Source organism: Streptococcus sp. oral taxon 431 (assembly GCF_023115445.1).
In the GTDB taxonomy this organism is placed as follows: Bacteria; Bacillota; Bacilli; order Lactobacillales; family Streptococcaceae; genus Streptococcus.
Map to the genome: position 1 here is coordinate 108,616 of NZ_JALDUI010000003.1, position 14,450 is coordinate 123,065.

Sequence of the window (14,450 nt, forward strand, 5' to 3'; positions counted from 1 at the left end):
ATCAATGAAAATAAAAGAATTTTAACTTTAATTATGGTATAATCAGTTAGAATGTTAAAAGAAAAAGGAGCAAAACCAAATGAAACGTATTGCTGTTTTGACTAGTGGTGGAGACGCCCCTGGTATGAATGCTGCCATCCGTGCAGTAGTTCGTCAAGCAATCTCAGAAGGAATGGAAGTTTTTGGTATCTATGATGGATACGCAGGTATGGTTGCCGGCGAAATTTATCCACTTGATGCTGCTTCAGTGGGAGACATCATTTCACGTGGTGGTACTTTCCTTCACTCTGCTCGTTATCCTGAGTTTGCAAAACTCGAAGGCCAACTTAAAGGGATTGAGCAGTTGAAAAAACACGGTATCGAAGGTGTCGTAGTTATCGGTGGTGACGGTTCTTATCACGGAGCTATGCGCTTGACTGAGCATGGATTCCCTGCTATCGGACTTCCAGGAACAATCGATAACGATATCGTAGGTACTGATTTCACAATCGGATTTGATACTGCAGTTACAACTGCAATGGATGCCATCGATAAGATTCGTGATACCTCATCAAGTCACCGTCGTACTTTCGTAGTTGAAGTTATGGGACGTAATGCTGGAGATATCGCTCTTTGGGCTGGTATTGCCACTGGTGCTGATGAAATTATCATCCCTGAAGAAGGCTTCAAGATGGAAGACATCGTAGCAAGTATCAAAGCTGGATATGAACACGGTAAGAAACACAACATTATCGTTTTGGCAGAAGGTGTTATGTCAGCGGCTGAATTTGGTCAAAAGCTAAAAGAAGCTGGAGATACAAGCGACCTTCGTGTAACTGAACTTGGTCATATCCAACGTGGTGGATCTCCAACTGCTCGTGACCGTGTATTGGCGTCACGCATGGGAGCACACGCTATTAAACTCCTTAAACAAGGAATCGGTGGTGTCGCTGTTGGTATTCGCAATGAGAAAATGGTTGAAAATCCAATTCTTGGAACTGCAGAAGAAGGAGCTTTGTTTAGCCTAACAGCTGATGGTAATATCGTTGTTAACAACCCTCATAAAGCTGACCTTGAACTTTCTGCTTTGAACAAGAGCTTGTCATAATCAACTTTAACTAAACTGGTAAAATGACCATAAAAGGTCAAATTATATAAAGGAGTCACAAAAATCATGAACAAACGTGTAAAAATCGTTGCAACTTTGGGTCCTGCGGTAGAAATCCGTGGTGGTAAAAAATTCGGTGAAGACGGATATTGGGGTGAAAAACTTGACGTTGAAGCTTCAGCTAAAAACATTGCCCAATTGATTGAAGCAGGAGCTAACACTTTCCGTTTCAACTTCTCACACGGTGACCACCAAGAACAAGGTGACCGTATGGCAACTGTTAAACTTGCAGAAAAACTTGCAGGTAAAAAAGTTGGTTTCCTTCTTGATACTAAAGGACCAGAAATCCGTACTGAATTGTTCGAAGGTGAAGCTAAAGAGTACTCATACAAAACTGGTGAAAAAATCCGTGTTGCAACTAAACAAGGTATCAAATCAACTCGTGAAGTGATTGCTTTGAACGTTGCTGGAGCTCTTGACATCTATGATGACGTTGAAGTTGGTCGCCAAGTATTGGTTGACGATGGTAAACTTGGTCTTCGTGTTGTAGAAAAAGACGATGCAACTCGTGAATTTGTCGTTGAAGTTGAAAACGACGGTGTTATCGCTAAACAAAAAGGTGTAAACATCCCTAACACTAAAATTCCTTTCCCAGCTCTTGCTGAACGTGATAACGCTGATATCCGCTTCGGTCTTGAACAAGGTATCAACTTCATCGCGATCTCATTCGTACGTACTGCAAAAGACGTTAACGAAGTTCGTGCAATCTGTGAAGAAACTGGTAACGGTCACGTTCAATTGTTCGCTAAAATCGAAAACCAACAAGGTATCGATAACTTGGATGAAATCATTGAAGCTGCTGACGGTATCATGATCGCTCGTGGTGACATGGGTATCGAAGTACCATTTGAAATGGTTCCAGTTTACCAAAAAATGATCATCACTAAAGTGAACGCTGCTGGTAAAGTTGTTATCACTGCAACAAACATGCTTGAAACAATGACTGAAAAACCACGTGCAACTCGTTCAGAAGTATCAGACGTATTTAACGCTGTTATCGATGGAACTGATGCTACAATGCTTTCAGGTGAGTCAGCAAATGGTAAATACCCACTTGAGTCTGTTCGTACAATGGCAACTATCGATAAGAACGCTCAAACTCTTCTTAACGAATACGGACGTTTGAACTCAGATTCATTTGAACGTAACTCTAAGACAGAAGTTATGGCTTCAGCAGTTAAAGACGCTACAAACTCAATGGACATCAAATTGGTTGTAACTCTTACTAAGACTGGTCACACAGCACGTTTGATCTCTAAATATCGTCCAAATGCTGATATCTTGGCATTGACATTTGACGAATTGACAGAACGTGGATTGATGTTGAACTGGGGTGTTATCCCAATGTTGACAGAAGCTCCATCATCAACTGATGATATGTTCGAAATTGCTGAACGTAAAGCAGTTGAAGCAGGTCTTGTACAATCTGGTGACGATATCGTTATCGTTGCAGGTGTGCCACTTGGTGAAGCAGTTCGTACTAACACAATGCGTATCCGCACTGTACGTTAATCTAATATTAAAAAGCCTATCATATCAAGCTTTCTAGCTTGTGTGATAGGTCTTTTTTTGTGACGAGGGGCAAAATATATCATTTTCCTTTCAATGCTAAGGTATATATAATCAATTGAAACAAGAATAAGACAAAAGGCTCTATAATATTTGTAGTGGGTAAATCCCCTATAGATATTATGGAGCCTATTTTGTTGTAGAAAAAAAGTCCCATATGACCTATAATGAAAAGCGACAAAACAACTCATTAGAAAGATTCATATGGAACAATTACATTTTATCACAAAACTCCTTGATATTAAAGACCCAAACATCAAGATTGTAGATATCATCAATATGGATACACACAAGGAAATCATCGCCAAACTGGACTACGATGCTCTATCTTGTCCTGATTGTGGAAGTCAAATGAAAAAATATGACTTTCAAAAACCGTCTAAGATTCCTTACCTCAAAACGACTAGTATGCCTACTAGAATCCTCCTTAGAAAGCGTCGTTTCAAGTGCTATCATTGCTCGAAAATGATGGTCGCCGAGACCTCGCTCGTCAAGAAGAATCATCAAATTCCTCGTATTATCAACCAAAAGATTGCGCAAAAGTTAATTGAAAAGACTTCTATGACCGATATTGCCCATCAGCTTTCCATTTCAACTTCAACTGTCATTCGAAAGCTCAATGATTTCCACTTTAAGCATGATTTTTCTCGTCTTCCTGAGATTATGTCCTGGGACGAGTATGCCTTCACTAAGGGAAAAATGAGTTTCATTGCACAAGATTTTGATAATCTCAACATCATCACTGTTCTTGAAGGCAGAACACAGGCTATCATCCGAAATCACTTTCTGCGCTACGAGCGAGCTGTTCGTTGTCAGGTGAAAATCATTACTATGGATATGTTTAGTCCTTACTATAACTTGGCTAAACAGCTTTTTCCATGTGCTAAAATCGTTCTAGATCGTTTTCACATTGTGCAAAACCTTAGCCGTGCTATGAGTCGTGTCCGTGTTCAAATCATGAATCAATTTGATAGAAAATCCCATGAATACAAAGCTATCAAGCGCTACTGGAAGCTCATTCAACAGGATAGTCGTAAACTGAGTGATAAACGTTTTTATCGCCCTACTTTTCGCATGCACTTAACAAATAAGGAGATTCTAGACAAGCTTTTGAGCTATTCAGAAGACTTGAGACACCACTATAATATCTATCAGCTCTTGCTTTTTCACTTTCAGAACAAGGAGCCAGACAAATTTTTCGGACTCATTGAGGACAATCTTAAACAGGTTCATCCTCTTTTTCAGACTGTCTTTAAAACCTTTCTCAAGGACAAAGAGAAAATTGTCAACGCCCTTCAACTACTCTATTCCAACGCCAAACTGGAAGCGACCAATAATCTCATAAAACTTATCAAACGAAATGCATTTGGTTTTCGGAACTTTGACAACTTTAAGAAACGAATTTTCATCGCTCTGAATATAAAAATGGAGAGGACAACGATTGTCCTCTCCAGATGTTAGCTTTTTATTCAACCCACTACAGTTGACAGAGAGCCAGACAAAAGAGCCTCGAAAAAAGTATTACAACTTGGTAATACCTTTTTGAGGTGCTTTTTGATATGAGCCCATGTTTTCTCAATAGGATTGTACTCAGGTGAGTAGGGAGGAAGTGGTAAAAGTTTATGCCCAAATTCTTCACATAAGAGCTCTAGCTTACCCATTCTATGGAATCTTGCATTGTCCATAATAATAACTGATGGTGTGTTTAATGTTGGTAAGAGAAACTTCTGAAACCAAGCTTCAAAAAAGTCGCTCGTCATCGTCTCTTCGTAAGTCATTGGAGCGATTAACTCACCATTTGTTAGCCCTGCAACCAAAGAAATCTTCTGATATCTTCTTCCAGATATTTTACATCTTATTAACTGACCTTTTAATGAGCGACCATATTCTCGATAAAAATAAGTCTCGAATCCTGTTTCATCAATATAAACAGATGCTAAGTGCTTTAAACTATTAAAATTCTTAAAAAATAAAGCTACTTTTTCTGGGTCTTGTTCATAGTAGGTGTGATTCTTTTTTTTCGAGTGTACCCCATAGCTTTGAGAGCATAGTAGATAGTAGTTGGATGACAGCCAAATTCAGAAGCTATTTCAGTCAAATAAGCGTCTGGATTGTCAGTAAGATAGTTTTTAAGTCTATCTCTATCAACCTTTCTTGGTTTTGTTCCTTTTACTTGATGGTTTAGCTCTCCTGTTTTTTAACCAGCCATAAATGGTATTACGTGAGATTTGGAAAATGTGTGATGCTTCTGTTATACTACCTGTTCGCTCACAATAAGCGAGAACTTTTTTACGAAAATGCCATAAGAAGATTATACCACATTATGTACTATTTTGGGTTCAATTGACTATAATACAGTTTGCCCTGTAACTTTTGCTGTAATTAGAGATTTCATTGGTTATCTTAGTATCTTTTTGTCTAAATCTAGCTAGGATTTTTTGGATAATAAGTCTATAAGTGTTTGATTGTTGCTTGAGCTTATTGCTATTTGGACAGAAAGGATTGCTAAAAGATAGGAGTTAATAGTGTTTAGGAAAATAAAAAAAGCTCTCTGGAAAAAACAGAAAGCTTGAGAGGCATCTCCATGTGAGAAATCGGTTCACACAATTTCTCAAGGTCCGCTCCTGCGTTATGACCTCCTTTGCTCAATAGTAGCTCTCGCTACATATCGACTCATCGCATTGTCTATTCTACTATAAGATCCATAAAATGTCAATAAAAAAAGTTCCTATACCAAGGAACTGTTAAACAATGCTAATTGCCGGGATCGAACCGGCGACCTCATCCTTACCATGGATGCGCTCTGCCTACTGAGCTAAATCAGCTTACTTAAAAAGTATACTATAGAATCAAATCTTTGTCAATAAAATATTTTATTTAAAAGTAATCAGCTGTCAGTCAAACTAAAATGGCTTAAGAGAATATCCCTCAGCCATTTTATTCTAACCTAATTGATTTTGTTTTTTTTCTGGATTCCAGATAAAACTTGCGATAAAGCTAAAGATGATGGTAATAATCGCAACTAAGACAGCAAGAATCAGTGCTGGTATGCGAATAAACCACCACAAAGGATTTGGTTTTTTGTTATTGTGCCATTGTTTTGTTTCCTCATCAAGACGTTGGAATTCTGATTGGATACGTTCAGCAACCATCTCAATTCCTTCATCATTCATTTTCTTAATGTCTGAGATATCGATAGGATTTCCGAAGTTCATATCGACACGTTCGCGACTGATGAGTCCTTTTAAGGTCATTGGACCAGTGTAAGTAACTGGCATGATGCGAACCTTGGCCATTTTAGCAATCAGAGCTACGCCACCTTTGACATCGTTAGAATGACGACTACCACTTGGAAACATGATGAGAGATCGGTCGCTCTTTTTAAGAACATTGATAGGATACTTAATGGCAGAAGCGCTAGGATTTTCTCGGTCAATAGGAAAGGCACCACACATTCGAATCCACCAACCAAAGATCCGATTAGAGAAAAGTTCCTTTTTAGCCATAAAAACAAACTGTTTCGGTTTGGTCGCAAATGCCATGTAGACAGGATCCCACCAAGTACGATGGGGAGCAACTAGGATATAGTTTTCATCCTGACTCGGAATTTTATCCGTATTATGATAATGAGCATTACCGTTGATAGACCAAAGAATCAACATAACCAGCCCACGAAGATAAGTATAAAACATGGTGTCTCCTTCAAATTTCTTTCTTTTATTATACCTTATCGTTGTAGGACAGGCAAATTTTTTTTGTAAAGGCGGAAAAGCTCTTTATATGAAATTAGAATTATTCAAAAAAAAATGATATGATAGAGATTATGGATAAAAATAAAATTATAGGCTTAAGCCAATCAGAAGTTAAAGAACGTCAGAAACAGGGGCAGGTCAATGATTTCAAAGCATCAGCTAGTACCAGTACTTGGCAGATTGTAAAACGAAATGTTTTTACTCTCTTCAATGCTTTGAACTTTGCTATTGCCTTAGCGCTCGCTTTTGTTCAAGCCTGGAGCAACTTGGTTTTCTTTGCAGTTATCTGTTTTAACGCTTTTTCAGGAATTGTAACCGAGCTACGTGCCAAACATATGGTAGATAAACTCAATCTCTTGAATAAAGAAAAGATTACGACTATTCGTGATGGACAGGAGATTGCTTTAGACCCTGAAGAGCTTGTTTTGGATGATGTGATTCGCTTGTCTGCAGGGGATCAGATTCCAAGCGATGCAGTTGTATTAGAAGGTTTTGCAGAAGTCAATGAAGCCATGTTAACGGGCGAGAGCGACTTGGTGCAAAAAGAAGTAGAAGACTTAATGTTGTCAGGTAGTTTTCTTGCCAGTGGTTCTGTCTTTGCTCAAGTTCATCATGTAGGGGCGGATAACTATGCAGCTAAGCTTATGCTTGAAGCTAAGACCGTTAAACCCATCAACTCACGCATCATGAAATCGTTAGACCAGCTGGCAAGCTTTACTGGGAAAATCATCATTCCATTTGGAATTACCCTCTTGCTTGAAGCTTTGGTCTTAAAAGGTTTACCACTGAAGTCTTCTGTAGTGAATTCCTCTACAGCTCTTTTAGGAATGTTGCCTAAGGGAATTGCCCTTTTGACCATTACCTCTCTTCTAACCGCTGTTATCAAGCTTGGTTTGAAAAAGGTTTTGGTACAGGAGATGTACTCTGTTGAAACCCTAGCGCGTGTGGATATGCTTTGTTTGGATAAGACAGGTACCATCACCCAAGGTAAGATGCAGGTTGAGACTGTCCTTCCTCTTACTCAAGTTTATGATCAAAATGCTATTGCTGACATACTAACTAGCTATATGGCAAACAGTGAGGATAAGAACCCAACAGCACAAGCTATTCGTCAACATTTTCAAGGTCAAGTAACTTATCCGATGATTTCTAATCTTCCATTTTCAAGCGATCGTAAATGGGGAGCAATGGAGTTGAAAGGTCTCGGAACTGTTTTCCTAGGTGCACCTGAGATGTTGTTGAATGCTGAAGTTCCTGAGGCTAGAGAAGCTCTTGAACAAGGATCTCGTGTCTTAGTTCTGGCCCTCAGTCAAGAAAAACTTGATCACCACAAGCCACAAAAGCCATCTGATATTCAAGCCTTGGCTTTGCTTGAAATTCTAGATCCAATCCGAGAAGGGGCAGCTGAAACTCTAGACTATCTTCGTTCTCAGGAAGTGGGCTTGAAAATTATTTCTGGTGATAATCCAGTTACTGTTTCAAGTATTGCTCAAAAAGCTGGTTTTGCAGACTACCACAGCTACGTAGATTGCTCGAAAATTACTGATGAAGAGTTGGTTGCCATGGCTGAGGAGACAGCGATTTTCGGACGTGTCTCTCCTCATCAAAAGAAACTGATTATCCAAACGTTGAAAAAAGCAGGTCATACTACAGCCATGACAGGAGACGGTGTCAATGATATTCTAGCTCTTCGTGAGGCAGACTGTTCCATCGTGATGGCTGAAGGAGATCCAGCGACTCGTCAGATTGCAAATCTGGTCCTCTTGAACTCAGACTTTAATGATGTCCCTGAGATTCTCTTTGAAGGTCGTCGTGTGGTCAATAACATTGCCCACATTGCTCCAATTTTCTTGATTAAGACAATCTATTCTTTCTTGTTAGCAGTTATCTGTATTGCAAGTGCATTGTTGGGACGTAGTGAATGGATTTTGATTTTCCCATTCATTCCGATTCAGATTACTATGATTGACCAGTTTGTGGAAGGATTCCCACCGTTCGTATTGACCTTTGAACGAAATATCAAACCAGTCGAACAAAACTTTCTCAGAAAATCCATGCTCCGTGCACTACCAAGTGCCTTGATGGTAGTCTTTAGCGTTCTATTTATTAAAATTTTTGGAACCAGTCAAGGTTGGTCAGCCATTGAAATTTCGACACTTTTGTATTATCTACTGGCATCGATTGGTTTCATGTCTGTAGTTAGAGCTTGTTTGCCATTTAGTCTGTGGCGTGTCCTCTTGATTATTTGGTCAGTTGGTGGCTTCCTTGGAACAGCTCTATTTCCAAGAATCCAAAAACTACTTGAAATTTCAACACTGACAGGACAAACATTGCCTATCTATGGCATCATGATGCTCATCTTTACTGTGATTTTCATCCTGACAAGTCGTTATCAAGCTAGAAGATAAAGAAAGGCTGCAATCCATGATTGCGGTCTTTTTTAGGTACAGGATTGCTAGACAAAATATGGTATAATAAAGAGAAATAGACTTTTGGAAAGTGAGAGAAGATGATTTCAAAGAGATTAGAAACGGTAGCTTCCTTTGTACCTCAAGGAGCTGTTTTACTGGACGTCGGAAGCGACCATGCTTATTTACCGATTGAGCTAGTTGAAAAGGGTCACATTGAGCGTGCCATTGCAGGAGAGGTAGTAGAAGGTCCCTATCAATCTGCAGTCAAAAATGTTGAAAGTCATGGTTTGACTGAGAAAATTCAGGTTCGCCTAGCAAATGGTTTGGCTGCTTTTGAAGAGGCTGACCAGATCTCTGTTATCACTATTGCTGGAATGGGTGGTCGCTTGATTGCTACGATATTAGAAGAAGGATTAGACAAACTTGCCAATGTTGAGCGTTTGATTCTTCAACCAAATAACCGAGAAGATGAGTTGCGTTCTTGGTTACAAGAACACGGTTTTCAAATCATAGCAGAAAGTATTCTAGAAGAAGCTGGGAAATTCTACGAGATCATAGTTGTAGAAGTTGGTGAAATGAAGCTATCAGCCACTGATGTTCGCTTTGGCCCCTTCTTGTCCAAAGAAGTCAGTCCAGTCTTCATCCAAAAATGGCAAAAAGAAGCCAGCAAGCTTGAGTTTGCCCTTAGTCAAATTCCAGAAAAAAATCAAGAAGAACGTCAGGTTCTAGCAGATAAAATTCAAGCCATCAAGGAGGTGCTCCATGAAAGCAAGTGAAGTAATTAAGCGTTATGAAGCCTATTGCCCACAAGAATTTTCTATGGAAGGTGATAGTCGTGGTCTGCAAATTGGTACTCTAGATAAGGATATCCAAAAAGTCATGGTTGCTCTTGATATCCGTGAAGAGACAGTCGCTGAAGCTATTGACAAGGGTGTTGATCTGATTATCGTTAAGCACGCTCCTATCTTTCGTCCTATCAAGGACTTGGTAGCTAGTCGTCCTCAAAATCAGATTTACATCAATCTCATCAAAAATGATATTGCCGTCTATGTTAGCCATACTAATATCGATATTGTTGAAAATGGTCTTAATGATTGGTTTTGCCAACTATTGGGTATTGAAGATACAACTTATCTGCAGGAAACAGGTCCTGAACGTGGGATTGGGCGTATTGGAACGATTAGACCTCAAACATTTGAAGAATTTGCCAGTCATGTTAAGGAAGTCTTTGGTCTAGATAGCCTTCGTATGGTGTATTATCATGAGAGTGATTTGCAAAAAACAATCTCAAGAGTGGCTATCTGTGGTGGCAGTGGACAATCTTTCTACTCTGATGCTTTAGAAAAAGGAGCAGATCTTTATATCACTGGTGATATTTATTATCATACTGCCCAGGATATGTTGTCTGACGGTTTGCTGGCATTGGATCCAGGCCACTATATCGAAGTTCTTTTTGTTGAAAAAATTGCAGTGCTCTTGAATGAATGGAAGGAAGAGAATGCTTGGTCGCTAGAAGTTGTCGCAAGTCAAGTTTCTACCAATCCATTCCATCATATCTAGTTAGAAGGTAAAGACAATGAAAAAAGTTGCCATTGTAGGAGCAGGAATTGTAGGGGCAACAGCTGCCTACTATCTCTCTAAAGAAGCAGATGTCGAAGTAACTGTCTTTGATCATGGGCACGGACAAGCTACCAAGGCAGCGGCAGGAATCATCAGTCCTTGGTTCTCTAAACGACGTAATAAAGCTTGGTACAAGATGGCTCGCCTAGGAGCAGACTTTTATGTAGATTTATTAGCTGATTTAGAAAAAAATGGTCAAAAGATTGATTTCTACCAGCGCTCAGGAGTCTTCCTTCTCAAAAAGGATGATTCCAAGCTAGAGGAACTCTATCAACTTGCCTTGCAACGTAGAGATGAATCTCCCTTAATTGGCGAATTAGCCATTTTGGACCAAGCTGCTGCAAGCAGCCTATTCCCTGGTCTAAAGGGATTTGATAGATTGCTTTATGCTTCTGGTGGAGCTCGAGTAGATGGGCAACTCCTAGTGAGTCGTTTACTGGATGCCAGTCAGGTTAAGGTCGTAAAGAAAGAGGTTAGTCTAACTCCTTTATTATCAGGCTATCAGATAGACAATCAAATGTTTGATCAAGTAATTTTATCTACGGGAGCTTGGCTTGGACACATTTTGGAGCCTTTAGGCTATGAGGTGGATGTTCGTCCTCAAAAAGGTCAACTTAGAGATTATCAAGTGCCACAAGACATGGGAGCTTACCCTGTAGTTATGCCTGAAGGTGAGTGGGATTTGATACCATTTCCCGGCGGTAAATTATCTCTAGGAGCTACCCATGAAAATGACATGGGATTTGACCTAGCAGTTGATGAGAATTTGCTTCAACAAATGGCTGAAGCAGCAAGTTCGTTTTATCCTAGCTTAAAAGATGCAATGATAAGTGGTGAACGTGTGGGGATTCGTGCTTACACGAGTGATTTTTCGCCGTTTTTCGGACAGGTTCCAGACTTATCAGGAGTCTTTGCTGCGAGTGGATTAGGATCGTCAGGATTGACAACTGGACCCATTATAGGCTATCACCTAGCCCAAATGCTTCAGGGGAGAAGTGGAGTATTAAATCCAGCAGATTATCCGACTGAAAGATACATTAAAAAGAAACAATAGTAAAACTTTTACCTAGTTTTTACGATAGTCTTAGGAAAGTAAATGACTTTCCCTATCAAAAATGGTAAAATGAAAAAAATAATCCAAGAATTGAGGAAATGAAATGCAAGAAAAAATTCTGGTAACAGGTGGAGCAGGTTTTATCGGAACTCACACTGTCATCGAACTGGTCCAAGCTGGACACCAAGTAGTTGTTGTGGATAATTTGGTAAACAGTAGCCGTAAAAGTCTTGAAGTAGTCGAAAGAATTACAGGCGTAGAAATTCCTTTCTACGAAGCAGATATTCGTGATACAGATACACTTCGTGATATTTTCAAACATGAAGAACCAACAGGAGTCATCCATTTTGCTGGTTTGAAGGCTGTAGGGGAATCTACACGTATCCCACTGGCCTACTATGATAACAATATTGCTGGAACTGTCAGTCTCTTGAAAGTTATGGAAGAGACAAACTGTAAGAATATCATCTTCAGCTCTTCAGCAACTGTTTATGGAGATCCGCATACTGTTCCAATCCTCGAAGATTTCCCTCTTTCTGCTACTAACCCTTATGGTCGTACTAAGTTGATGCTTGAAGAAATCTTGACAGATATCTATAAAGCCGATTCAGAATGGAATGTTGTTTTACTTCGTTATTTCAACCCAATTGGTGCACATAAGAGTGGTGATTTGGGTGAAAATCCAAACGGTATTCCAAATAACCTTCTTCCATATGTGACACAAGTCGCAGTTGGCAAATTGGAACAAGTTCAGGTCTTTGGAGATGACTACGATACTGAAGACGGAACAGGTGTCCGTGACTATATCCACGTCGTTGACCTTGCAAAAGGGCACGTTGCAGCACTTAAGAAACTTCAAAAAGGTTCAGGTCTAAATATTTACAACCTTGGTACAGGAAAAGGTTACTCTGTACTTGAAATTATCCAAAATATGGAAAAAGCAGTTGGTCGCCCTATTCCTTATCGTATCGTTGAACGTCGCCCAGGTGATATTGCAGCTTGCTACTCAGATCCAGCAAAAGCTAAGGAAGAGCTAGGATGGGAAGCAGAACTTGGAATTACAGAGATGTGTGAAGATGCTTGGCGTTGGCAAAGTCAACATCCAAACGGATTTGAAGATTAAGATGATGATTTCAATCATAGTCCCATGTTTAAACGAAGAGGAAGTACTTCCTCTTTTTTATCAAACTCTTGAAGCACTGATCCCAGATTTGGAAACAGAAATCGAATACATTTTTGTAGATGATGGTTCTACTGATAAGACTTTGGATGTTTTAAAGGTTTATCGAGAGAAAAATTCTGCAGTACATTATATCTCTTTCTCGCGAAATTTTGGGAAGGAAGCGGCCTTATATGCAGGTTTACAACAAGCAACAGGGGATTTGGTGGTGGTTATGGATGCAGACCTTCAGGATCCGCCAAGTCTCTTGCTTGAGATGAAAGAACTACTAGATCAGAATCCAGACTTGGACTGCGTTGGAACACGCAGAACCAGTCGAGAAGGAGAACCCTTTTTACGTAGTTGCTGCGCAGATTTTTTTTATCGTTTTATGCAAAAAATTAGCCCAGTAGCTCTTCCATCGGGTGTTCGTGATTTTCGGATGATGAGAAGATCAGTTGTGGATGCAGTGTTAGAATTGACAGAATACAATCGCTTTTCCAAAGGACTCTTTGCCTGGGTTGGTTTTCGCACTCACTATCTAGAATATCCTAATGTTGAAAGGCAGGCAGGTAAGACAAGTTGGAGTTTTAGACAACTCTTTTTCTACTCCATTGAAGGGATTGTGAATTTTTCAGATTTTCCTTTGATATTAGCCTTTGTTGCTGGCCTTTCGTCGTGTTTTCTGGCTTTGGTGATGACCTTGTTTGTAGTTGTTCGTACTCTTATACTTGGCAATCCAACTTCTGGTTGGACCTCTCTGATGGCTGTCATTCTATTTCTTGGTGGTATCCAATTATTGACGATTGGGATTCTCGGAAAATATATCAGTAAAATTTATATGGAAACGAAAAAAAGACCCCTCTATCTGATAAAAGAACAGAGTGAGTCAAGATAAGATTTGCTAAAAATAAGTCCTTCAAAAGACTATAATTTTCTGGAAAAATATGCTAAACTAGAGAAAGTGGGATTTGAACATCAAAACACCACTGATGACAAATTAATATTTGATGAGCGCGCGAGTAGGACACTGTTTCACAGCCTCTAGCAGCTCTTCACTAGCTGGGATGTCTCTCTCTAGTAGATTAGGATCATCATAGAAACGTACAATACCATTATCATGGTAATCAAATAATTCAGAATAAGTTTGGCATAGCCCACAGGCAATGCATCGTTCAGGTATAAGTGTGATTTTCATATTTATATTGTAATAAGAAAATAGAAAAAAAACAAGGAGTAAGGTATGGAAAAGGAACCGTGGCAAGAAGATATCTATAACAATGAGGAAAGCCGTTCGGAGCGTAGAAGCAGAGGAAATAAGGGAACAGGAGTGGTTGCTAACCGTATTCTAACCATTTTAGCTTGTATTTTCTTTGTAATCGTGGTCGGTATGATTGCTGTTTTAATCTATCTATCTTCAGGTGGTAGTGATCGTACGGCAGCTTTGAAAGATTTCCATGATTCTTCTGCGCCTAAGGTAGAGGAAGTTTCTTCAACATCATCAAGTAGTTCAGTTGAAGCATCAAGTTCTGATGCAGAATCAACTTCTTCAAGTAGTTCAGAGGGACATGCTAATGCCGAGGGAACTATTACTGTTCTTGCTGGTGAAGGTGAAGCGGCTATCGCAGCTAGAGCAGGAATTTCTATTGCCCAGCTTGAAGCCTTGAATCCTGGTCATATGTCTTCAGGTTCTTGGTTTGCAAATCCTGGTGATGTTCTTAAGACAAGATAGGAGTTA

Annotated in this window: 12 protein-coding genes, 1 tRNA gene and 1 pseudogene; 10 read left to right on the forward strand and 4 right to left on the reverse strand. The window is 39.6% G+C overall.

What is annotated here, in order from left to right; genetic code table 11:
* Window positions 1–79: 79 nt before the first annotated feature.
* The 3 genes from pfkA to M1R56_RS03350 all read left to right on the forward strand — a co-directional run bounded on the left by pfkA (window position 80) and on the right by M1R56_RS03350 (window position 4,177).
* The gene (pfkA, locus tag M1R56_RS03340) at window positions 80–1,087 is read left to right on the forward strand and encodes a 6-phosphofructokinase (RefSeq protein ID WP_248034600.1); all 1,008 of its coding nucleotides are present in this window, start codon (window positions 80–82) and stop codon (window positions 1,085–1,087) included.
* 66 nt (window positions 1,088–1,153) lie between these two features.
* On the forward strand, window positions 1,154–2,659 hold the full coding sequence (pyk, locus tag M1R56_RS03345) for a pyruvate kinase (RefSeq protein ID WP_001042821.1): 1,506 nt from the start codon (window positions 1,154–1,156) through the stop codon (window positions 2,657–2,659).
* Window positions 2,660–2,920: 261 nt separating this feature from the next.
* Complete coding sequence (locus M1R56_RS03350; RefSeq protein ID WP_248034601.1) at window positions 2,921–4,177, forward strand: ISL3 family transposase; 1,257 nt, start codon at window positions 2,921–2,923, stop codon at window positions 4,175–4,177.
* 8 nt (window positions 4,178–4,185) lie between these two features.
* Here M1R56_RS03350 and M1R56_RS03355 read toward each other — a convergent pair.
* The 3 genes and pseudogenes from M1R56_RS03355 to M1R56_RS03365 form a co-directional block, all read right to left on the reverse strand.
* A pseudogene (locus tag M1R56_RS03355) lies at window positions 4,186–5,038 on the reverse strand (IS630 family transposase).
* Between the two features lie 430 nt (window positions 5,039–5,468).
* Window positions 5,469–5,541: transfer RNA gene (locus M1R56_RS03360), tRNA-Thr, on the reverse strand.
* A 117-nt stretch (window positions 5,542–5,658) separates the two neighbouring features.
* Window positions 5,659–6,408 carry a 1-acyl-sn-glycerol-3-phosphate acyltransferase gene (locus M1R56_RS03365; RefSeq protein ID WP_248034602.1) on the reverse strand — a complete coding sequence of 250 codons (750 nt, stop codon included), beginning with the start codon at window positions 6,406–6,408 and terminating at the stop codon, window positions 5,659–5,661.
* Window positions 6,409–6,539: 131 nt separating this feature from the next.
* On the opposite strand from M1R56_RS03365, the gene M1R56_RS03370 reads away from it, so the two are divergent.
* The 6 genes from M1R56_RS03370 to M1R56_RS03395 all read left to right on the forward strand — a co-directional run bounded on the left by M1R56_RS03370 (window position 6,540) and on the right by M1R56_RS03395 (window position 13,610).
* Window positions 6,540–8,876 (forward strand): cation-translocating P-type ATPase, encoded by a 2,337-nt coding sequence (locus M1R56_RS03370; protein WP_248034603.1) that lies wholly within the window; start codon window positions 6,540–6,542, stop codon window positions 8,874–8,876.
* A gap of 101 nt (window positions 8,877–8,977) precedes the next feature.
* Window positions 8,978–9,655: a tRNA (adenine(22)-N(1))-methyltransferase TrmK gene (locus tag M1R56_RS03375; RefSeq protein WP_248034604.1), complete on the forward strand. Its 678-nt coding sequence runs from the start codon at window positions 8,978–8,980 to the stop codon at window positions 9,653–9,655.
* A complete protein-coding gene (locus M1R56_RS03380; protein ID WP_248034605.1) occupies window positions 9,642–10,439 on the forward strand; it encodes a Nif3-like dinuclear metal center hexameric protein in 798 nt (265 codons plus the stop codon). The genes M1R56_RS03375 and M1R56_RS03380 overlap by 14 nt, the downstream gene beginning before the upstream one ends.
* A 16-nt stretch (window positions 10,440–10,455) precedes the next feature.
* Window positions 10,456–11,553: an FAD-dependent oxidoreductase gene (locus tag M1R56_RS03385; protein ID WP_248034606.1), complete on the forward strand. Its 1,098-nt coding sequence runs from the start codon at window positions 10,456–10,458 to the stop codon at window positions 11,551–11,553.
* 103 nt (window positions 11,554–11,656) lie between these two features.
* A complete protein-coding gene (galE, locus tag M1R56_RS03390) occupies window positions 11,657–12,676 on the forward strand; it encodes a UDP-glucose 4-epimerase GalE (RefSeq protein WP_248034607.1) in 1,020 nt (339 codons plus the stop codon).
* A gap of 1 nt (window position 12,677) precedes the next feature.
* Window positions 12,678–13,610: a glycosyltransferase family 2 protein gene (locus M1R56_RS03395; RefSeq protein WP_248034608.1), complete on the forward strand. Its 933-nt coding sequence runs from the start codon at window positions 12,678–12,680 to the stop codon at window positions 13,608–13,610.
* 102 nt (window positions 13,611–13,712) lie between these two features.
* Here M1R56_RS03395 and M1R56_RS03400 read toward each other — a convergent pair whose 3' ends face one another.
* Complete coding sequence (locus M1R56_RS03400; RefSeq protein ID WP_248034609.1) at window positions 13,713–13,910, reverse strand: ferredoxin; 198 nt, start codon at window positions 13,908–13,910, stop codon at window positions 13,713–13,715.
* A 45-nt stretch (window positions 13,911–13,955) separates the two neighbouring features.
* Between M1R56_RS03400 and M1R56_RS03405 the strand changes: the two genes are divergently transcribed.
* Window positions 13,956–14,444, forward strand: coding sequence for an SAG1386/EF1546 family surface-associated protein (locus tag M1R56_RS03405; protein WP_248034610.1), 489 nt, complete (start codon window positions 13,956–13,958; stop codon window positions 14,442–14,444).
* Window positions 14,445–14,450: the final 6 nt, after the last annotated feature.

Excerpts from the sequence above, each read along its gene's own strand:
- galE (WP_248034607.1), top strand. The coding sequence starts at position 11,657 with ATGCAAGAAAAAATTCTGGTAACAGGTGGAGCAGGTTTTATCGGAACT.
- M1R56_RS03365 (WP_248034602.1), bottom strand. The coding sequence starts at position 6,408 with ATGTTTTATACTTATCTTCGTGGGCTGGTTATGTTGATTCTTTGGTCT.
- M1R56_RS03405 (WP_248034610.1), top strand. The coding sequence starts at position 13,956 with ATGGAAAAGGAACCGTGGCAAGAAGATATCTATAACAATGAGGAAAGC.
- pfkA (WP_248034600.1), top strand. The coding sequence starts at position 80 with ATGAAACGTATTGCTGTTTTGACTAGTGGTGGAGACGCCCCTGGTATG.
- pyk (WP_001042821.1), top strand. The coding sequence starts at position 1,154 with ATGAACAAACGTGTAAAAATCGTTGCAACTTTGGGTCCTGCGGTAGAA.
- M1R56_RS03380 (WP_248034605.1), top strand. The coding sequence starts at position 9,642 with ATGAAAGCAAGTGAAGTAATTAAGCGTTATGAAGCCTATTGCCCACAA.
- M1R56_RS03385 (WP_248034606.1), top strand. The coding sequence starts at position 10,456 with ATGAAAAAAGTTGCCATTGTAGGAGCAGGAATTGTAGGGGCAACAGCT.
- M1R56_RS03350 (WP_248034601.1), top strand. The coding sequence starts at position 2,921 with ATGGAACAATTACATTTTATCACAAAACTCCTTGATATTAAAGACCCA.
- M1R56_RS03395 (WP_248034608.1), top strand. The coding sequence starts at position 12,678 with ATGATGATTTCAATCATAGTCCCATGTTTAAACGAAGAGGAAGTACTT.
- M1R56_RS03370 (WP_248034603.1), top strand. The coding sequence starts at position 6,540 with ATGGATAAAAATAAAATTATAGGCTTAAGCCAATCAGAAGTTAAAGAA.
- M1R56_RS03400 (WP_248034609.1), bottom strand. The coding sequence starts at position 13,910 with ATGAAAATCACACTTATACCTGAACGATGCATTGCCTGTGGGCTATGC.
- M1R56_RS03375 (WP_248034604.1), top strand. The coding sequence starts at position 8,978 with ATGATTTCAAAGAGATTAGAAACGGTAGCTTCCTTTGTACCTCAAGGA.